General features: G+C 60.4%; 20 protein-coding genes, 1 tRNA gene and 1 pseudogene. 7 read left to right on the top strand and 15 right to left on the bottom strand.

Translation table 11 applies throughout. The features are described from left to right. The 3 genes from AC1RME_RS03920 to AC1RME_RS03930 form a co-directional block, all read right to left on the bottom strand. On the bottom strand, positions 1–1443 hold the full coding sequence (locus AC1RME_RS03920) for a hypothetical protein (protein WP_493090523.1): 1443 nt from the start codon (positions 1441–1443) through the stop codon (positions 1–3). 131 nt (positions 1444–1574) lie between these two features. Then, entirely contained in the window at positions 1575–2606 is a 1032-nt protein-coding gene (gene ahr, locus AC1RME_RS03925; protein WP_493090525.1) for an NADPH-dependent aldehyde reductase Ahr, read from the bottom strand. 87 nt (positions 2607–2693) lie between these two features. Further along, complete coding sequence (locus AC1RME_RS03930) at positions 2694–2927, bottom strand: hypothetical protein (protein ID WP_192560641.1); 234 nt, start codon at positions 2925–2927, stop codon at positions 2694–2696. 164 nt (positions 2928–3091) lie between these two features. Here AC1RME_RS03930 and AC1RME_RS03935 point away from each other — a divergent pair, with 164 nt between their 5' ends. The 3 genes from AC1RME_RS03935 (at position 3092) to AC1RME_RS03945 (ending at position 4713) form a co-directional block, all read left to right on the top strand. Then, positions 3092–3736 carry an ATPase gene (locus tag AC1RME_RS03935; RefSeq protein WP_493090527.1) on the top strand — a complete coding sequence of 215 codons (645 nt, stop codon included), beginning with the start codon at positions 3092–3094 and terminating at the stop codon, positions 3734–3736. Between the two features lie 86 nt (positions 3737–3822). Continuing rightward, positions 3823–4164, top strand: a complete 342-nt coding sequence (locus AC1RME_RS03940) for a hypothetical protein (RefSeq protein WP_096821644.1) — start codon at positions 3823–3825, stop codon at positions 4162–4164. Positions 4165–4320: 156 nt separating this feature from the next. Continuing rightward, positions 4321–4713, top strand: a complete 393-nt coding sequence (locus AC1RME_RS03945; protein ID WP_273540332.1) for a DUF1801 domain-containing protein — start codon at positions 4321–4323, stop codon at positions 4711–4713. A gap of 50 nt (positions 4714–4763) precedes the next feature. Here AC1RME_RS03945 and AC1RME_RS03950 read toward each other — a convergent pair. The 5 genes from AC1RME_RS03950 to AC1RME_RS03970 all read right to left on the bottom strand — a co-directional run bounded on the left by AC1RME_RS03950 (position 4764) and on the right by AC1RME_RS03970 (position 8067). Continuing rightward, positions 4764–4838: transfer RNA gene (locus tag AC1RME_RS03950), tRNA-Gln, on the bottom strand. A gap of 201 nt (positions 4839–5039) precedes the next feature. Next, entirely contained in the window at positions 5040–6503 is a 1464-nt protein-coding gene (locus AC1RME_RS03955; RefSeq protein WP_192560644.1) for a GDL motif peptide-associated radical SAM/SPASM maturase, read from the bottom strand. Positions 6504–6606: 103 nt separating this feature from the next. Further along, positions 6607–7176: a DUF1842 domain-containing protein gene (locus AC1RME_RS03960; RefSeq protein WP_096821647.1), complete on the bottom strand. Its 570-nt coding sequence runs from the start codon at positions 7174–7176 to the stop codon at positions 6607–6609. Between the two features lie 41 nt (positions 7177–7217). Beyond that, a complete protein-coding gene (locus AC1RME_RS03965; RefSeq protein ID WP_096821648.1) occupies positions 7218–7847 on the bottom strand; it encodes a DUF1842 domain-containing protein in 630 nt (209 codons plus the stop codon). 34 nt (positions 7848–7881) lie between these two features. Continuing rightward, positions 7882–8067 carry a DUF1843 domain-containing protein gene (locus AC1RME_RS03970; RefSeq protein ID WP_085708738.1) on the bottom strand — a complete coding sequence of 62 codons (186 nt, stop codon included), beginning with the start codon at positions 8065–8067 and terminating at the stop codon, positions 7882–7884. A gap of 549 nt (positions 8068–8616) precedes the next feature. On the opposite strand from AC1RME_RS03970, the gene AC1RME_RS03975 reads away from it, so the two are divergent. Continuing rightward, positions 8617–9534, top strand: coding sequence for a LysR substrate-binding domain-containing protein (locus AC1RME_RS03975; protein ID WP_493064638.1), 918 nt, complete (start codon positions 8617–8619; stop codon positions 9532–9534). Between the two features lie 37 nt (positions 9535–9571). Here the strand turns inward: AC1RME_RS03975 and leuD are convergent, their stop codons facing one another. The 6 genes and pseudogenes from leuD to AC1RME_RS04005 all read right to left on the bottom strand — a co-directional run bounded on the left by leuD (position 9572) and on the right by AC1RME_RS04005 (position 13949). After that, positions 9572–10180, bottom strand: coding sequence for a 3-isopropylmalate dehydratase small subunit (leuD, locus tag AC1RME_RS03980; RefSeq protein WP_493090529.1), 609 nt, complete (start codon positions 10178–10180; stop codon positions 9572–9574). Between the two features lie 3 nt (positions 10181–10183). Then, the gene (gene leuC, locus AC1RME_RS03985; RefSeq protein WP_493090531.1) at positions 10184–11605 is read right to left on the bottom strand and encodes a 3-isopropylmalate dehydratase large subunit; all 1422 of its coding nucleotides are present in this window, start codon (positions 11603–11605) and stop codon (positions 10184–10186) included. Between the two features lie 150 nt (positions 11606–11755). Further along, entirely contained in the window at positions 11756–12268 is a 513-nt protein-coding gene (locus AC1RME_RS03990; RefSeq protein WP_244142481.1) for a GNAT family N-acetyltransferase, read from the bottom strand. After that, positions 12266–12823, bottom strand: a pseudogene (locus tag AC1RME_RS03995) (HD domain-containing protein); the annotation flags it as partial. The gene AC1RME_RS03990 and the pseudogene AC1RME_RS03995, both read right to left, overlap by 3 nt. Positions 12824–12908: 85 nt before the next feature. Further along, positions 12909–13466 carry a helix-turn-helix domain-containing protein gene (locus tag AC1RME_RS04000; protein WP_493090533.1) on the bottom strand — a complete coding sequence of 186 codons (558 nt, stop codon included), beginning with the start codon at positions 13464–13466 and terminating at the stop codon, positions 12909–12911. A gap of 78 nt (positions 13467–13544) precedes the next feature. After that, on the bottom strand, positions 13545–13949 hold the full coding sequence (locus tag AC1RME_RS04005) for a RidA family protein (RefSeq protein ID WP_096821654.1): 405 nt from the start codon (positions 13947–13949) through the stop codon (positions 13545–13547). Between the two features lie 134 nt (positions 13950–14083). On the opposite strand from AC1RME_RS04005, the gene AC1RME_RS04010 reads away from it, so the two are divergent. Beyond that, entirely contained in the window at positions 14084–15025 is a 942-nt protein-coding gene (locus AC1RME_RS04010; RefSeq protein WP_096821655.1) for a LysR family transcriptional regulator, read from the top strand. On the opposite strand, the gene AC1RME_RS04015 is transcribed toward AC1RME_RS04010, so the two are convergent. After that, positions 14988–15848: a LysR substrate-binding domain-containing protein gene (locus AC1RME_RS04015; RefSeq protein WP_096821656.1), complete on the bottom strand. Its 861-nt coding sequence runs from the start codon at positions 15846–15848 to the stop codon at positions 14988–14990. The genes AC1RME_RS04010 and AC1RME_RS04015 overlap by 38 nt on opposite strands. 137 nt (positions 15849–15985) lie before the next feature. Between AC1RME_RS04015 and AC1RME_RS04020 the strand changes: the two genes are divergently transcribed. Together AC1RME_RS04020 and aguB are read left to right on the top strand one after the other, a co-directional pair. After that, entirely contained in the window at positions 15986–17038 is a 1053-nt protein-coding gene (locus AC1RME_RS04020) for an agmatine deiminase family protein (protein ID WP_096821657.1), read from the top strand. A 3-nt stretch (positions 17039–17041) separates the two neighbouring features. After that, positions 17042–17950: an N-carbamoylputrescine amidase gene (gene aguB, locus AC1RME_RS04025; protein ID WP_493090536.1), complete on the top strand. Its 909-nt coding sequence runs from the start codon at positions 17042–17044 to the stop codon at positions 17948–17950.

Genomic DNA, 17950 nt, shown 5'->3' on the forward strand with positions numbered 1-17950 from the left:
TCACTCAAAGACCTTGAGGGACCATTTTTTCTCCCAGCCTTTTCCGGAGAAGTGAAGGGGTACAAACAGTCCGTAAGTCTGCAGATACGCGTAGGTGATCGTGCCGTCACCGATGATGTCGTTTGCGCCAGTGCAACCGATGATTTTGGCAGTACCGGTCCAGGACGGATAAATCTCGTTGGCAGCCTTTTGTTCCTTTACGTCGCAGTTGAACTGTTTTTCGATCAGCGGCTTGGGCTCCTCGTACCACTTGTGAGGCCTTTGAATCGTGTAACTCAGATGCGCGCCGAGCGGCATGGTCGCCCAGTCGCCGGTGAACTTGAGATCGGTGAGGCCTTCTTCCTCTGTTTCCAGAGGTCTTTTATAAGCAAACGTGGATTTGGCGAGGGGGATCAATCCGCGAAAACTCAATTCGACCGACTGATGCAGATCGAAGCCTGAACGTTCGGTCAGTTGGCTGCCCGCCCTGGCCGGAAGGAATTTATTCATCGGCCCCATGCGTGGCGGCTCGCTTGGCTGGCCTTGGGAAGTAATGACCGTTGACTGTCGCAGACGAGCGACGCTTTTTTCCGGCTCGGGCATCTTCAAGGCTTCGATGGCCTGCTTGACGGTTGGCGCCAGCTCGGGCTCCGGCAACACAAAGGGCTTCAGCTCACGGCCGGTGAAAAGTCTGAGCTGATCCAGCGCCAGCGGCCTGGTGCAGACTTGCTGAAAGATCCGGCGCTGATCATCGTCGAGATTTTTCAGGTCAACCGGTTCGAGCGTGGTTTTCAACTCCCCACCCAGCAATTGGCCATATCTGTTGAGCTGGAACATGCTGAGTGGAGTCAGTCGCTGCGAGACGCAGTCGGCTGTCCAGCGTTGCCGGACCTGTGAATACAAGGAAGACGAGCCTGGCGTCCGTATCTCGGCAGGTAGCACCCGGGCTGACCAGAACGTCACGGAATTACCGTCTGCTTTCAGGTTGGCCTGGTCGATCATTTGCCAGACTTGATCTTCGGCTGTCGAAAACACTCGCCATTGTGGTGTTGCGGTCTGGGCGCATGCGTCTTTGAATTGATTGCTGTGCAGGTATTGGCTCTTTTGCTTGTCTGGCAATTGTCTACGATCGCTGGCGCCCCGGCGTTCAGTCGTGAGTACCACGAGCCCGGATTTGGTCGCGTAGCCCATTTGTGCATCCGGTCGATGACAGTCCGCATCAAATCGCGCGATGTAATTCAGCTTTCCGTTCGCGGGAGATGTCACAAAATAAGTGACGATGTCGGCCTCGCGCACGATCGAGTTGGGGGTGGGGAGCCCCTTCAGGGCGTCATCAAAGATCTCGAATGCAATCGGAGGCGGCTTGGGGGTTGTGTCTACGCCATAGAGCGACTGGCAACCGGACAGTGCGACAACCAGAAAAATCGGGGATAAACGTTTGAGATGATAAATCGTGGCGTCCATGCGGAATCTGCTGAGAATTAAAATGGTGGCATATTAGCATTACCCCTTGCCATTACTGATGCCTGCCAGCGATCACCTGTTCCAGTCAGCAGGTCTGGAACAGGTGAGAGGGCAAGTTTGCTGCCTGTCTCTTACTGGCTGGCGTTCAACACAATCCGATACCGTGCCTTGCCACTGCGCAAATGATCGATGGCTTCGTTGACCCGGCTCATCGGAAATTCCTCAACCTGCGGCAGGATCTGATGCCGCGCGCAGAACTCCAGCATGGTCGCCGCCGTGGCAGGCGAGCCCACCGGTGAGGCGGACAAGGATTTTTGCTGGGGAATCAGATTGAACACGTGCACCGGAATTGCGTCGGGCACGATACCGACGAAGTGCAGCCGGCCTTTGCCGCGCAGGGTGGCGAGCATTGCCGTCCAGTCGAGGTTGGCGTTGGCGGTGATCAGCAGGAAATCCAGAGTACCGGCAATCGCTTTCAAGGCATTGCTGTCGGTGGAGGCGACGACCTTGTGGGCGCCGAGGCGCTTGGCTTCGTCCTGTTTGCTCAGTGACGAGGTGAATGCCGTGACGTCGCAACCCCAGGCATTGAGGAAACGCAGCGCCAGGTGACCGAGGCCGCCGATCCCGACGACACCGACTCGGTCAGTGGGTTTGATGTCAAATTCCACCAGCGGGTTGAACACCGTGGAGCCTGCGCAGAACAGTGGGCCGGCGAGGGCAGGGTCGATGTTGTCCGGGAGTTTCAGCGCCCAGGCCCAGTGGGTGCGCAGTCGATCGGCGAATCCGCCGTGGCTGCCGATGATCGTGGGTTTGGCGGTCGGGCAAAGGTGATGAGAGCCGCCGATGCAGGACGAGCAATGCATGCAGCTGCTCTTGTACCAGCCGATGCCGACCCGCTGGCCGACTTCGAGGCCGCGTACCTGCGGGCCTGCACGCACAATGCGACCCACCACTTCGTGACCGGGAATGAACGGGTACTGGCTGATGCCCCAGTCGTTGTCGATCAGCGACTGGTCGGAGTGACAGACGCCGCAATATTCCACGGCGACTTCGACTTCTTCATCCCCGAGCGGACCGGGATCGTAACTGTAGCGCTCCAGTGGTGCGCCGGCCGATGTGGCGGCCCAACCGGTAAACGTCGTCGGTTCGGTGTTATTGCTCATTGGACACCTCCAGGTCTGGCGACAGGGCCATGGCGGCCCGGTGCTGCGGGCGCAGCCTGAAGAGTCTAGCGGGTCATCGGGCGATCGCTAGAGCCAGGTGGCGAGCACGCGTCGGTCCAGTTCTTCCCAGTCCGCCATGCCCAGCACTCGCGTGGTATTGAGCCCGCGCAGATAGCCGCGCAATTGATTGGCGACGGCCCGCACCGACTCCGAATCGTCCGCGGACTGGCCCAGCACGGTTTCGTATTCGACGAGGTATTCGGCCACCCGGTCGCGGAATTCGGGCAGCACGGCATCGCGGATCAAATCAAAGGTTCGCACGGATAATCCTCATTTGTTTTCGTTGTGATCGAGTGTGCAGCAGTCTGCACGCTGCGCAACTATTGGTTCAAGTAATAGTGACCATCAAGAAACGCAAGTTCTGCTTTGCGGCCGACAGGCGGAAAATTGCCTCCATCGAAGACGCTGCTGAAGGAATTTGCGCGATGAAGACATTGACCCGACTGGCTGTAGTCGCCCTGCTGATGGGCGGGGTGGCCGTGACCGCACCGACTTACGCAAGCGACGCCGGTACGTGCCATTTTCTGCCCATCGCCGGCACCAGCAGCGGACTGCAGCACTCGCAAACCGTGGGTGTGCTGTACAGCGAAAACACGCTGGAGAACCAGCAATACCTGGAGCGTTATCACGACGTGGCGGTGAATGGTGCCAAGGATGCGCTCGATGCGCGGATCCGCGACGCCTTCGTCAACAGCTCCGATCCGGAACTGGCCATCGACTGGTTGATGAGTTCGCTGCAGCAGCAATTTCTCTCGGTGACCGTCTACGACAACCTCGATTCATTGGTGCAAGCCCATCCGGATGTGGTGGTGATGCTCGACACCCACAACCGTTTGCTGACGCAACGCAACAGCCAGGTCGAAGCACGGTTCGCCGCACGCTTCTACGACGCCAACCTGCAATACATCGGCAAGGCGGAAGGCGCAGTGCAAAAGCAGATGCCTTCGGTGTGGGTTCACAACAAGGCAGTGCCCGAGATCGCGGCGCAGATTGAACAGCAACGGGATCTGCAATTCAGCGCCCTGAAGCAGTTCGATGACTCGCTCAAGGCCCTGGTGAGTGCTGGCTGAACACCCAAATCAAAAATCGCAACGGCAGCGCCCGTGACGCTGAACGTTGCTTGAGAACCGAACCGTTTATTTTCAGGATTTTATCCATGCGTGCTTTTTTTATCCCTGCCATGGCGTCTGCCACTTTGTTGCTGACTGCTTGCGCCTCCGCACCGAACGACCCGACGCTGACCTTGCAGACCCACAAGACACCCGCCCAGTACGCCGAATGCGTTGTGCCGAAGTTGCAGCATGGTGCAATGAACCCGACGGTCTCGCAGACCCAGCGCAGCTACCGGATCGTGGTGCCGAGCAAAGTGTCGGCGGACAACGTGCTGGAAGCCTACAAGGCGCAGGACGGCGGCAAGGTGTTTTTGTACGAACGCCACTTGCTGGCTTCAAGTTTCACACCGTCGAGTTTTGAACGGGCTGCCCAGGAGTGCCTGTAACGCCTGACGGTTAACGCTTTTGACGATGCTCCTTTGGTTGGCCGCAACCAACCAATTCCTTTGCCCCGCATTTTGCGGGGCTTTTTTTTGCCCGGCGTTTGGCGCAGTCGGCACTACGCTGGAGAGCGGATAAGGTTTTTTCGGGAGAGTAAGGGGATGAAGAAAGACAGCAGCGACTCGGCGGCTGAACAGCCTTCTGCACTGATCGACGCAAGAATCCAGGAACTGAACGACTGGCGTGGCCAGAAACTGGCCGAGATCCGCGCGATCATTCACGAGGCCGACCCGCAGGTCGTCGAGGAGTGGAAGTGGCGGGGCGTTCCGGTCTGGTCACACAACGGCATCATTTGCACCGGGGAAACCTACAAGGCCGTGGTGAAAATGACGTTTGCCAAAGGCGCAGCGCTGGAGGATCCATCGGGACTGTTCAATGCCAGCCTGGAGGGCAATACCCGGCGGGCGATTGATGTTCACGAGGACGACAAAATAGATGCAAAGGCACTGAAAGCGCTGGTGCGTTCGGCGATTACGTTGAATACAAGGAAATGATTTGCCGTTGAGGCAGAGGTGAAGCGGGGGAGGGTGAAACGAGGAAAAAATGGCAGGGGCGGCTGGATTCGAACCAACGCATGGCAGGATCAAAACCTGCTGCCTTACCGCTTGGCGACGCCCCTGTAGCTATTGGTTTCAGTCCCGAGAGGACCTCTGCAACAGTGGGCGGCACTTTACCAGCGCTCTTGCGTTCTGGGAACCCCTGAAGCAAATAAATTTCATGGAAAACAGCTACTTATTTCCCGGAGCGGTTGAAACGGCCGGATTTTCAAGACGCCTGAGGGGGCCAAGCGCCCGAATCCTGCGGGCGCTTGAACCCGATTTCATACCAAAGTACTCGGCGCCACCCCCAGCAAACCCGTCAACGTGTTCATGATCGCCTGCTGACGGGCGCGGTCCGTCTGGTGCCTGGCTTCGGCGGCGGCGACGTCGGCGTGGCAATGCGGGCAGATCGATTCATGGGGGTGGATGTATTGCAGGCAGCTGCGGCACAGCGCCAGTTGCACGGGGATGCGTCCTTCCTCCGGGGATTTCTGGCCCTGATTGATCCAGGCGAGTTTGATCACCTGGCCGCTGTCACTGACGCTGCTGACGTGCTCGCCGGTGTCGATGCGTTCGGTGATCAGGTCAAAGCGTCCGACGGCGAAGGAACGCTGCGCCGCGTCTTCAATCTTGACGATGCGCTCGCGCAGTCCGCGTTTTTGCAGTTCCAGGGTACGGTAATGGCAGTACGGGTTGTTGCCGGGTTTGCCCAGCAGCGAGTGCGACGTCCAGGTGCAGCCACCCCGGCAGACATCGTTGTAATAGCAACTGCGACAGTAGCCCCACAGGTCGTCGACCGAGCGCAGGCGACCGAAGTGGATGCCTTCGCTGTAATGCCAGATATCGTGCAGGCTCATGTTGCGCACGTTGCCGCCGGAGAAACCGACGGTCGCCAGTGACGGGCAGCCTTTCACCGTGCCGTCGGCTTCGAGCGCCAGTACGGTCTGACCCGCTGCGCAGCCACTCCAGTGCACGCGCTCGTCACCGAAGCCACGCCACAAATGTTCGTAAGGGCCGTAATAGCCGATGTTGTTGCCGACGTTCATCAGCAGGCCGCGATCCACACCTTCGCGGTACAACCGCGCGAGCAGCGGCATCACTTCAAGCAACTGGTAGGGTTGCAGCAACAGTTCCGGGTGATCCACCGCATTGCCCATGGCCACGGTGATCTGGATCTGCCAATGGGTGGCGCCGAGTTCAATGATCGTGTCCATCAGCTCCGGCAAATCAGGCAACGTAGCCGCACCGATCTGGGTGTTTACACTGACGGCCAGCCCGGACGCCTTGGCCCGGCGCAGGGTGTCGACCGCCTTGTCGAAGGAGCCGGGGACGTTGCGCACCTGGTCGTGCAACGGTGCGAGCCCATCCAGAGAAATCCCGACCCCGTTGAGGCCCGCATCAACCGCCGCCTGCATCTTCGCCGGTGTCAGGTTGCGTCCGCCGGTCTGGATCGCGCAGTACATGCCGTGGTCGTGGATGGCCTGGATCAGTTGCGTCCAGTCCTTGCGCAAATAGGCTTCGCCGCCGATCAAAGTGATTTCGCGGGTGCCGAGTGCGGCGAGGGAATCGATCACATCAAGGCATTCACGGGTGTTCAGTTCATCGGGGCGTCGATGCCCCGCACGTGAGCCGCAATGCAGGCATTTGAGGTCGCAGGCCAGGGTGATTTCCCAGACCACGTGCACCGGCACGTAGCGTTTGAGATCGGTGTCATTGAGGTAGCGGGCAGGGCGGATGTCTGTCATGGGAGATCCTTGCGCACGGTCCTGTGCGCGGCACGATTGGACTGATCTCGATTCGCCGCAAGACCGGGCGAGGCCAGCAGTGACCTCGCCCGGGGCGTGCGGTTTAGCGTGCTTCCAGACGCGCGATTTCTGCGTTCAGATGCTCAAGGGCACTGCGTAATGCGCCTTGGTGGGCCAGTTGCTGCTCACCCTGCTGCACCACGGTTTTCAGCTGCGCCAGATCGCCACTGGTTTGCGCTTGCTGCACGGCCACGGCATACAGCGGCTGGAAGTGACGCTCGTGCGGTTGCGGCTCGATGGTCGGCGCCTGATGCACAGCAACGTGTTTCACTTGATGCCCGTCGTAGCTGTAATCGACAAATCCGCTCTCCCAGGTGCCATCAAGGATGCCTTTGAGATGAAAAGTCTCGGCGATCTGGCTGTACGGGCCGCTCGGGCTGCCGTCGAGGACGAGGACGATGTGATTCTCGACCGCCGAGGTCAGTTTGGCCTCGCTGTAGTCGCCCCAGACTCGCGCCCGGAAATTGACCGGCGGCCAGGTGCTTTGGAAGACACTGGCAACTCCGCTGACCTTTTTGCTGACGGTATTGACCAGCAGGTCGAGGGTCAGAACCGGCGCGCCGAGCAATGAATTGCTGGCGATGAGGCGGGTATGGAAAAGTCCGATCGACATGGTGTTACTCCCTAAAGTGAATGATGGATTCAGTGGTCGGCTCAGCGTGCCTGCAACCGGCTGATTTCCTTCTTCGCGGCTTCCAGTGCGCTCTGCAATTGCGGTTGCTGGTCCAGTTGCTGCTTGGCCAGCTTCGCCAGATTCTTCATCTGGGCCAGGTCGCCGCTGGCGATGGCGCTCTGGATAGGAGCGGCATACAGGGGCAGAATCGGCGGGTAATGCTGAATGATGACCGGGCCTGGCTCAAACGGTGGGAAGACCTTCGACTGCACTTCCGCCAGGTGCACAGGGACGTTGTTGACCTCGACCCAGTGCGTGCCATTGAGGTATTGGTAATTGGCGATACCTTCTTTCCAGTCAGTACCGACCACCAGACGAATCTTGAAGTTGATGATGGAGTTGGAGCCGTGGCCGCCATGATTGCCTTCGGCGGTTATCAGGATTTTGCTGACGCCGGGCTTCATGACGGTCAGGTAGGTGTACTCGCCCCACACATCAGAGTGGATATCGAGCGGCGGGTTGGTCGCTTGAGTGACGGTGGCGCCGCCGCTGACCTCATGCTGCGGCGTGGACACTAACAGGTTGAGCAACAGACTTTGCGCGCCGGGCAGCCCCGTACCAATGCGGTAACTCAACGGGAACAAGCCGACATTTTGCTGAGTAGCTGACATAGTGATTGCCTCCATTGCAATGTGTGAAATGGCCTTAGTGTTTTTCCAGACGGGAAACTTCTTTGGCCAGTTTTTCGTACGCGGTTTGCAGCTCTTTCGCTTCCGGCTTCGTCGAATCGCGCTGTTTCAACAAAGTCTTCATCTGTTGCAGATCGCCTCCCGTGATAGCGCTCTGGATGGCGACGCCGTAAGGCGGCATGTTGTGTTTTGAGCCAGTCATATCGAGGGTTTCCTCGTGGTGGTTGCCAAACGTCCCCTTCAGGCGAGGGGAGCCTTCCCTGACAGGCAGGCGACAGCCAACGGCAAGAACGACTGGCGACAGTGGTTCCCGGCTACGTGAACGCCTGATCCGTCTGGATCCGGTGGAGCGGGTCAGTTGATTCGCGCGGGTTCGAGGTCTTTGTCTCGACTCACGCGCAGGCGTCGTCAGCCAAAACCGTCAGGCCTCGCGGCGGGCGTCAATAATGAGGTTTGCCGGAACGGCAAAGGGGGGGAGCTCACCTGTACGTTGGTCATCTTTCTGTCCTTGATAGAAAGCAACGAAACACAGGGATAGGTCGTAATAACCCGCAACCACAAAAACCATCCCTGATTTTTCTTCCAGTGCGGCTGATGGCGCCCATCGAGAGATGTTTGCCAAATGGCCAGCATATCGCCAGCCACGCAACCCTAGCCCCGTTTGTACGGGGCTGCCAGAAAAAGCGCCGAACGGTCATGGTCGCTGCTATCCTTCACCGATTGCGAGATAAAAAGTGGAAAAATTCGACCTATGAACACGAATCGTGACCAATTTCCCTTGCCCGAAGACCTCAAGGTCTTCCTCACCGTCATCCGCAAGAACAGCTTCGCCAGCGCCGCCGATGAGTTGGGTTATTCGCCGGCCTACGTCAGCAAACGCATCGCGGTGCTCGAAACCACGCTCTCGACAAAGCTGCTGCACCGCACGACCCGGCGCATTGCGCTGACCGACGATGGCGAGCGGGTGCGGGTCTGGGCGGAAAAACTGCTGGGTGATTTCGATGACTTTCTCGGCGAGATTGCCCAGGCCCGGCACCAGCCGGCGGGTTCGCTGCACATTTGCAGCAGCTTCGGGTTCGGCCGCAATCACGTCGCGCCAGCGATCAGTGAACTGTCCCGAACGTGCCCGAAGCTCGACATTCGCCTGGACGTATTCGATCGCGTGGTCGATCTGGTGGGCGAGGGCTTCGATCTGGAAATCCTCGTCGGCGATGACCTGCCGGGCCAGCATCTGGCGCGCAAACTGGTCAGCAATCGGCGAGTGCTGTGCGCCACGCCTGAGTACCTCGAACGCCGGGGTACGCCGCAATCGCTCGAGGACCTGAAGGATCACGATTGCCTGGTGCTCAAGGAGCGCAACAATTCATTCGGCATCTGGAACCTGACCCGCAACGGGCAAGAAGAGTCGGTACGGGTCAGCGGGCCGTTGTCCTCCAACAGTGGAGAAATCGTGATGGAGTGGGCCTTGAGCGGCGGCGGCATTCTGTTGCGCTCGATGTGGGACGTCAAACCGATGCTCGAACAGGGGCGGCTGGTGCAGGTGCTGGAGGATTACACCCAGAGCGCCAACGTCTGGGCGGTGTACCCGACACGGCTCAGCGAGTCGGCCAAATTGCGGGTGTGTGTGGAATTTCTCGAAGAGCATTTTCGCGACTTGTCGGTTGAATGAAACCGGGTGGTTCAGTGAACCGCCCGGTTTTTTGTTTTCAGCCCAACCAGGGATTTTCCGCGAGATGCCGCGCTTCAAAAGCGCGAATCTGCTCGGTGCGTTGCAGCGTCGTGCCGATGGCGTCCAGCCCCAGCAACAGTGACTGTTTGCGCAGCTCATCAATCTCGAAAGCGATCAGTTTTCCGTCCGCCAATTCGATGGTTTGCTCGGGCAGGTTCACGCGGATGTGCGCGGTCGCCGGAACGCTGATGACGTCGGCGACCTGTTTGAACTGCTCTGCATCGAGTTGAATCGCCAGCACGCCGTTGCGCTGACAGTTGTCATAGAAAATCCCGGCAAACGTGGTGCCGATCAGCGCCCGGATCCCGACCTGCTTCAAGCCCCACACCGCGTGTTCACGGCTGGAACCGCAGCCGAAATTCGGGCCGGTCACCAGAAAAGCCGCTTCCTGCCAGGTGGGCTGATTGAGCACGAACTCGGGATCAGGCTCACCCGAGGCGAGAAAGCGCAGATCGAAAAACAGCCCTCGATCCAGCCCCTGACGATCAATGCCCTTGAGGAACTGCTTGGGCATGATCACATCGGTGTCGATGTTGGCAGCCAGGAACGGCGCGGCACTGCCGCTGATGATGGTGAAAGGTTGCATGGCTCAAACTCCCGGCGCGAAGGCGCGAACGTCAGTCAAATGTCCGGTGATGGCGGCTGCCGCGACCATCGCCGGGCTCATCAGGTGCGTGCGCGCACCGGCGCCTTGGCGGCCTTCGAAGTTGCGGTTGGTGCTCGATGCGCAGCGATTACCGGTTGCCAGTACGTCGTCGTTCATCGCCAGGCACATCGAGCAGCCTGATTGCCGCCACTCGAAACCGGCATCGAGAAAGATCTGCGCCAGCCCTTCGTCTTCGGCCTGATCGCGTACCCGCGTCGAGCCGGGCACGATCATCGCCCGCACGTGAGCCGCGACTCGCTTGCCGCGCACCACGCGGGCCACGTCACGCAAATCTTCGATCCGCGCATTGGTGCAGGAGCCGATGAAGGCGTGGCTGATCACCACTTCGTTCAGCGGCGTGCCGGGTGTCAGGCCCATGTAATCGAGGGCGCGTTGCAGACCCTGACGCAGAATCGGGTCGGGCTGGCCGGCCGGATCCGGCACTCGTCCGCCAATCGGGGCGGCCTGATCCGGGCTGGTGCCCCAGGTGACCATCGGTTCCAGCGCGGCGACATCGAGGCTGACTTCACGATCGAACACCGCGCCATGATCGCTGTGCAGGGTTTTCCAGCGCTCGACGGCCTGTTCCCAGATTTCCCCTTTGGGCGTGCGCGGCTTGAGTTGCAGATAGGCGAAGACCTTGTCGTCCGGCGCCATGAACGCACCACGGGCGCCAGCCTCCACGGCCATGTTGCAGATGGTCATGCGCGCTTCGACGCTCAGGTCGCTGATCGCCGGGCCAGTGAATTCGATCGCATAACCGGTGGCCCCTGAAGCGCCGATCTTTTCGATCAGGGCCATGATGATGTCTTTCGACGTGACGCCCGCACCGAGCTCGCCATTGACCGTCACCCGCAGGGTTTTCAGGCGTTTGTAGACCAGGGTTTGCGTCGCCAGCAGGTGTTCGATTTCCGAGGTGCCGATGCCAAAACCGAACGCACCCAGTGCGCCGTAAGTGGTGGTGTGGCTGTCACCGGCCGCGACCACCATGCCGGGCAGAATGAAACCCTGTTCCGGCGCCACGACGTGTTCGATGCCTTGGCGCTTGTCCAGCACATCGAACAGTTCGATGCCGAAGTCACGGCAGTTCTCTTCGAAATACGACACCTGCCGCGCACCGCCCGCGTCGGGCATGGTCGCGGTGCGGGTCGGCGCGGTGGGGTTCACATGATCGACCACCGCCAGCGTGGCAGCCGGGCGCCAGACCTTGCGTCCTGCGTCGCGCAAACCGCTGAAAGCTTGCGGGCTGGTGTATTCGTTGGCGACCTGGCGGTCGATGTAAAGCAGCACGTGGCCCTGATCGTCGAGGGTGCAGACCGTGTGACTGTCGATGTGTTTCTGGTACAGGGTTCTCGGGCTGGGCATGGCGTGGGCTCTTTTCTGTCAGGGGCAAAAAACGGCTACTGACAGAATATTGATCGCCGAAATGGCATCAAGAGCGCTTTGGTGAAGTCGTTGAACACGGATTGTGAGCAATTCGAGTTGCTCGCTGCCGCTTTGAACGGCAGCGAACCGTTACGCGGTCGCGTCGAAAGCCTCGTGATACTTCACGACACCGACCGGCAACTCACCGCCAAACGCCAACGCCTGAAAATACTCTGCCGGAATCCCCGGCAACTCCAGACCTGCATGGGCCTTGAAGCCGAAGCGGCCGTAGTAGCCCGGATCGCCAAGCACCACGCAACCAACCCCGCCAATGCGCTGCAACTCCGCCAGCGAGGCTTTCATCAGCGCCGAGCCGATGCCTTGCTGCTGGCGGGTCGGGCACACGGAGATCGGGCCCAGGCCGTACCAGTCCTGTGTTCCGGAGGAAATCGTCACAGGTGAAATGGCGACATGGCCGACCACCGTGTCGTTCTCGACGGCCACCAGCGAAACGCTGAGCTGACCGGCGCGGCGCAAGGCGTTGACGATGAATTGTTCGGTGTGGCTGGAGTGTTCTTCGTGCTGGAACGCGGCCTCGGTGATTCGGGCGATGGCGTCGATGTCTTCGGGGCGTTCGTTGCGGAGGGTGATATTTGTATTCATGCGTTCTCGGGTATCCCGGTCGATCAGGGCTCGAAGGGTTTCGAACAGCGGATCGGCGTTGGTGTATTGCTTGCCGTAGGCCAGGTTGAAGCCATAGTCGAAGTCTGGCGGATTCTTTCCTTGAGTGTGTTGTAAAAGTGTTTCCAGCTTGTCGAGGGCCTTCACGGCTTTGGCTTCGGGGGAACTGGCGTTTTCGTAGTCGTCCCAGAGCGCGAGGATTTCGTTTCTCAGCGCGTCGTCCAGGGAACGGGTGAGCAGCAGCAAGTCGTTGCGCTCCTGTTCGCCCTTGTCGGGGAAGTCGGCTTTGTTGACCGCCGGGATATCACCGTTGATGGCTTCGCCGAGGTCGTGGATGACGCACATTTTCAGGACTTTCAGCAGGTCGAGCCCGGACAGGTCGTCGGCGAACACGATCACCATCAGGCACAGACGCCAGCTGTGTTCGGCGGTGCTTTCGTTACGACCGGAAGAGGTGTGAGCGCTTCTGAGGACGTCCTTGAGCCGTTCTGCTTCGCGCAGAAAGTCGAGGCGTCCCTTGATTTTTTCGAGGTCCATACAGTGGCCGGGATAGAGAGAACAGGGCTCAAAGCCTAGGCCCGACCTCGATCATCGTCCACGCATAAAATATGCGGCACGCGGCCTACAGCGTCTCCACCAGCCGTGCGGCGGTGCCGTCGGAAAGCGCGATCCGCGTCCAGCGGCACAGGCTTTCGCGGATGGGAACGAGGGTTGAGTCATTGCGGCCGGTGACGAATTCCAGTGCCGGCGGCGCCTGGACTTCTCGCCAGCCAGCGTCATCCAGCAAGGACTCCTTGTGCTGGATTTGCGCCGTCGCAAAGCGCCACAGCGATTGCCCCAGCAGATCGCTCAGCGGACTGCTGAACTGCGCGGCGCGGGCCGGGGAGCAGGCCAGCAGGCGATGGGTCAGATCGCAGACCAGGTGAACCGGGCGTGCACTGTCCGTAACCAGTCGTGCGAGGGCCTGATCGGCCGCGCTGTCGAGTCGTGCTGCGAGCAAAGTCTCGAGTTGCCTGTGCGCCTCCGGGTCCATTGCCTGCATGCCGCTTTCCCAGCGGGAAATCGTCGACTGGGTGACCTTGAACAACTCGGCGGCATGGCTCTGCTTGACACGGTGCAGCACGCGCCAGCGGCGCAGGGCGATGCCGGGCAGGCTGGGCTTCAACAAGGTGTCGGGCATGGCGATGGATCGCAAAAGGAAGGCGGGCCGACAGTCTGAAGACTGTCGGCTCGTGCTGCAAATCGACGCGATATCAGGTCATTCCGGGAGCCTGGCGATTACCTTGATCTCGAACTGAAAGCCATACAGCCACGTCACACCGACCGCCGTGATGGTCGGATGCGGCGCTTCGCCCCAGAACTCGGGCACCACTTCCCAGATGGTTTCGAAGGTCGATTGCGGGTCGACCATGAACACGGTCACGTCCACCACGTCATCAAAGCTGCCGCCGGCCGCGCCGAGAATCGCATTCAGGTTGGTGAAGGCCAGGCGCACCTGTTGTTTCAGATCTGGCTCGGGCGAGCCGTCCTCAAGACTGCCGACCTGGCCGGAGACAAACAGAAAACCGTTGGAGCGTACGGCCGGCGAATAGCGGTTGCGCTCGTAGAGGGCATGGCGTCCGGGCGGGAAAACCACATCGCGTTTTGGCTGGGTGTTGGTCATGGAGTGTCTCCTTCAATGGGTTGAAAACCTGCGATGGAGAAACTCTAGGGACTTGCCTCGGCGCGATAAACGCGCAACCTTGGTGATCACTGTTTGTAAATCCCAAACAATCGAGCCGCTATTAGAGGTTGGATATGGACCGTTTTGACGCGATGCAAGCCTTCGCCCGTGTGGTGGAGGCGGGGAGTTTCACCAAAGCCGCCGAGACCCTGCACATGAGCAAGACCACCGTGACCCATCTGGTGCAGCAGCTGGAGGCACGCCTGCGGGTCAAGTTGCTCAACCGCACCACGCGCAAGGTCAACGCCACGGCGGACGGCGCGGCTTATTACGAGCGGGTGATCAAGTTGCTGGCCGATATGGACGATGCCGAAACCAGCCTTCCCGGCGCGTCAGCCCAGCCCAAGGGTCGCTTGCGGGTCGATGTGCCGAGCCCCTTGGCCAATCTGATTCTGGTGCCGGCGCTGCCCGAGTTTTGCGCGCGCTATCCGGAGATCCAGATCGACATGGGCGTCAGCGACCGGATCGTCGACATCATCGATGAAAACGTCGATTGCGTGGTGCGCGGGGGCGAGTTGCGGGATCAGTCACTGATGGCCCGGAAAGTGGCGGATCTTCAACTTGGCGTGTATGCCGCGCCGAGCTATCTGGCCCGTGCCGGCACCCCGGCGCATCCCCGAGAACTGGAAGACAGCCATCATCGGGTAGTCGGTTTCCTCTGGGCGCGCACCGGCAAACCCGTGCCTTATGCCCTGCACAACGAACACGAAGATCTGCAGATCAAGGGCCGCCATGTGCTGGCCGTCGATGACGGCAATGCCTACCTGTCGGCGGGCCTCGCGGGGCTGGGCGTGTTGTGGTTGCCCAAGTACATGTCCAAGGCTCACGAGGCGAGCGGTAATCTGGTGCCGCTGTTCGAAGACTGGCGCCTCGATCCGATGCCGCTCTATGTCGCCTACCCGCCGAACCGCCACATCAGCCGCAAGCTGCGGGTGTTCATCGATTGGATCGCCGAGGTAATGGCCCGCCACGCACCGGTCATGGATCGCTCAGGTTCGCCAGCAACCACTCGGTAAAACTGCGCGCCATCGGATCGCTCTCGCTGTCGCGGTGGGTCAGCAGCGCCCAGTTCGGGCCGCGAATGGTGTCGTCCACCAAGGGCTGCAACAGCCCGTCGGCCCGGGCCTTGCGGCTGAGCAACTGGCTGACCAGCGCGATGCCGAGCCCGCCGCACGCTGCGTCCAGCAACAGACCCGGATCGGAGAAGTTCAGGCCCTGATCCTGCTGGCCGACGTCGATCCCGGATTCCACCGCCCAATGGCTCCAGTCCATTTCCCGCTCGCCGTGCAGGGTGGTGCGCTGTGCAGGCGGAACCGCCAGCAGACTTGGATGACACGCCGGATAGAGTCGATCCGCGTGCAGCACTTTGAAGCTGCATTCGGCCTGGGAGCTGATGTCGTCGCGCACCGCCAGATCGATGGTCTGGGTCGCCATCTCCGGCACTTCGTCGGTGCTGAAAATCCACAGGTCCACATTCGGGTGCTGACGGCGGAAATCCCCCAGCCGTGGCAACAACCAGTGCCGCGCGAACGCCGGCGTGGTGTTGAGCACCAGTTGATTGGGTTTCTGGTATTGCCCCAGCCGCCGAATCCCTACTGACAGTTGCTGCAGCATCGCCTGAGTGGTGCTCAGCAGATCGTGGCCGGCGTCGGTCAGGCTGACGCTGCGTCCGCTGCGGAAAAACAGCGGCTGCTCCAGGTACGCCTCAAGGCTGCGAATCTGCTGGCTGATGGCCGACTGCGTGAGGCTCAGTTCTTCAGCGGCCTTGTGGAAACTGCCCAGCCTTGCGGCCGCTTCGAAGCCGCGCAACGAGCTGAGGGGTGGCCAGTGTTTCAGCATGATCGATAAGTTCCTCTAATCAGTTTTCCGCTAAATCCATCGTTTGTTTGCCCGTAAGGCCGCCATTAGCATGCACGTCAACGCCGCCAAGGCTGTTTTCATTGAACACAATGGCTTAACTCAAAGGGCTTTTTACCATGCAGCAGAACAAAAACAACAACAGCGGTTGGATGATGCCGGCAGAGTGGGTGACGCACGCGGCGACCTGGATGGTTTGGCCACACAATCAGGCCCTGTGGGAGTCGGGCTGGCGCGTGACCTTGCCGTTGGTGCAGGAAGATTTCGCCCGGGTCGCCAATGCTATCGCCCGGTTCGAGCCAGTGAAAATGGTCGTCGATCCGTCGGCCATCGCCAGCGCCAAAGCCTTGTGTGGGCCGAACATCGAACTGATCCCGCTGGCAGTCAACGACAGCTGGTGCCGCGACTCCGGCCCAAGCTTCGTGGTTCATCCGGAGCAAGGTCTGGCCGGGGTGAGCTGGCGCTTCAACGCGTGGGGCGGCAAGTCGGCTCACGACCTGGACGAAAGCCTGGCCCGTCGCGTGCTCAATCACCTGGGCGGCGAGTGCTTCGGCACGGCGCTGAGCAACGAGGGCGGCGCGATCCACGTGGACGGCGAGGGCACGTTGATCACCACCGAATCGGTGCTGCTCAACCCCAACCGCAACCCCGGCGTTAGCAAAGCCGAGATGGAAGAGATCTTCAGCCGTCTGCTCGGCGTGAAGAAAACCATCTGGCTGCCGGGCGATCCGGATTACGTCACCGGCGACATGACTGACGGCCACGTCGATGGCGTCTGTGCCTTCGCTCGCCCTGGTGTGTTGCTGGTGGACGCCACCCATGATCGCAGCTCGGTGTACGCCGAAGTGGTGCGGGAAAACCGTCGCGCACTGGAACTGGCCACCGACGCCCAGGGCCGCAAATTCGAGCTGATCGAACTGTATGAAGCCACCGATGCGGTGGACACCGAAGCCGAAGTGTTCTGCGCCTCGTACACCAACTTCTACATCGCCAACGGCGCGATCATCATGCCGGCGTACGGCATCGAGGCCGACCATGTCGCGGCAGAAACGCTGGCCAAGGCGTTCCCGGGACGTGAAGTGGTGCCGGTGCAGATCAATCATCTGGCCCACGGTGGCGGCGGTGTGCATTGCATCACCCAGCAACAGCCAGCCTGGCCGGTGGAGGGTTGAACGATGACGATGCTGAAAGTCGCTACTACCCAGATGCCGTGCACCTGGGATCTGAAAAGTAACCTCGATCGCGCCGAGCAGTTGGTGCGTGAAGCGGCCGCACAGGGCGCACAAGTGATCCTGTTGCAGGAGTTGTTCGCCACGCCGTATTTCTGCATCGAGCAGAGCCACCACCATATGGCGCTGGCCGAGGAGTTCCGCGACAGTCAGGTGCTGTCGCGCTTCGCCGCGCTGGCCCGTGAACTCGGTGTGGTGCTGCCGCTGAGCTGGTACGAGAAGGCCGGCAATGCCTACTTCAATTCCCTGAGCGTGGCGGATGCCGACGGGCGTTTGCTGGGTGTGTACCGCAAGACCCACATCCCCAACGCCATCGGCTATCAGGAGAAGGAATACTTCAGCCCCGGCGACACCGGTTTCAAGGTCTGGGACACCGCGTTCGGTCGTCTGGGCGTTGGTATCTGCTGGGATCAGTGGTTCCCGGAGACCGCTCGCTGCCTGGCCTTGATGGGTGCCGAAGTGCTGCTGTTTCCGACCGCCATCGGTTCTGAGCCGGGCTGCGCGGATCTGGATTCGCGCGACCACTGGCAGATGACCATGCGTGGCCACGCTGCTGCCAACTTGCTGCCGGTGATCGCATCCAACCGCGTTGGCCGTGAAGTGGCGGGCACCGATGCGGCGCTGCAAATGAATTTCTACGGCTCGTCGTTCATCTGCAACCACAAGGGAAAAATGCTCGCCGAGGCCGACCGCGCCAGCACCGGCGTATTGGTGCAAAGCCTCGATCTGTCGGCCATGCGCGAAGAGCGCCTGAGCTGGGGCATTTACCGCGACCGTCGCCCGGAAATGTACGGCGCCTTGTTGAGCCAGGACGGCCGTCACCTTCACGCCCGCTGGAATCCTCAAGGAGTCTGA

The sequence above is a fragment of the Pseudomonas sp. GW822-FHT03F08 genome (genome assembly GCF_058801265.1).

Coding starts and splice junctions, on each gene's coding strand:
- AC1RME_RS03960 (WP_096821647.1), bottom strand. CDS start 7,176: ATGTCGATCGGACTTTTCCATACCCGCCTCATCGCCAGCAATTCATTG.
- leuD (WP_493090529.1), bottom strand. CDS start 10,180: ATGCAACCTTTCACCATCATCAGCGGCAGTGCCGCGCCGTTCCTGGCT.
- AC1RME_RS04015 (WP_096821656.1), bottom strand. CDS start 15,848: ATGCTGAAACACTGGCCACCCCTCAGCTCGTTGCGCGGCTTCGAAGCG.
- AC1RME_RS03945 (WP_273540332.1), top strand. CDS start 4,321: ATGAAGAAAGACAGCAGCGACTCGGCGGCTGAACAGCCTTCTGCACTG.
- AC1RME_RS04010 (WP_096821655.1), top strand. CDS start 14,084: ATGGACCGTTTTGACGCGATGCAAGCCTTCGCCCGTGTGGTGGAGGCG.
- AC1RME_RS03990 (WP_244142481.1), bottom strand. CDS start 12,268: ATGAATACAAATATCACCCTCCGCAACGAACGCCCCGAAGACATCGAC.
- AC1RME_RS03965 (WP_096821648.1), bottom strand. CDS start 7,847: ATGTCAGCTACTCAGCAAAATGTCGGCTTGTTCCCGTTGAGTTACCGC.
- AC1RME_RS03955 (WP_192560644.1), bottom strand. CDS start 6,503: ATGACAGACATCCGCCCTGCCCGCTACCTCAATGACACCGATCTCAAA.
- aguB (WP_493090536.1), top strand. CDS start 17,042: ATGACGATGCTGAAAGTCGCTACTACCCAGATGCCGTGCACCTGGGAT.
- ahr (WP_493090525.1), bottom strand. CDS start 2,606: ATGAGCAATAACACCGAACCGACGACGTTTACCGGTTGGGCCGCCACA.
- AC1RME_RS03935 (WP_493090527.1), top strand. CDS start 3,092: ATGAAGACATTGACCCGACTGGCTGTAGTCGCCCTGCTGATGGGCGGG.
- AC1RME_RS04000 (WP_493090533.1), bottom strand. CDS start 13,466: ATGCCCGACACCTTGTTGAAGCCCAGCCTGCCCGGCATCGCCCTGCGC.
- AC1RME_RS03970 (WP_085708738.1), bottom strand. CDS start 8,067: ATGACTGGCTCAAAACACAACATGCCGCCTTACGGCGTCGCCATCCAG.
- AC1RME_RS03975 (WP_493064638.1), top strand. CDS start 8,617: ATGAACACGAATCGTGACCAATTTCCCTTGCCCGAAGACCTCAAGGTC.
- leuC (WP_493090531.1), bottom strand. CDS start 11,605: ATGCCCAGCCCGAGAACCCTGTACCAGAAACACATCGACAGTCACACG.
- AC1RME_RS03920 (WP_493090523.1), bottom strand. CDS start 1,443: ATGGACGCCACGATTTATCATCTCAAACGTTTATCCCCGATTTTTCTG.
- AC1RME_RS04005 (WP_096821654.1), bottom strand. CDS start 13,949: ATGACCAACACCCAGCCAAAACGCGATGTGGTTTTCCCGCCCGGACGC.
- AC1RME_RS04020 (WP_096821657.1), top strand. CDS start 15,986: ATGCAGCAGAACAAAAACAACAACAGCGGTTGGATGATGCCGGCAGAG.
- AC1RME_RS03940 (WP_096821644.1), top strand. CDS start 3,823: ATGCGTGCTTTTTTTATCCCTGCCATGGCGTCTGCCACTTTGTTGCTG.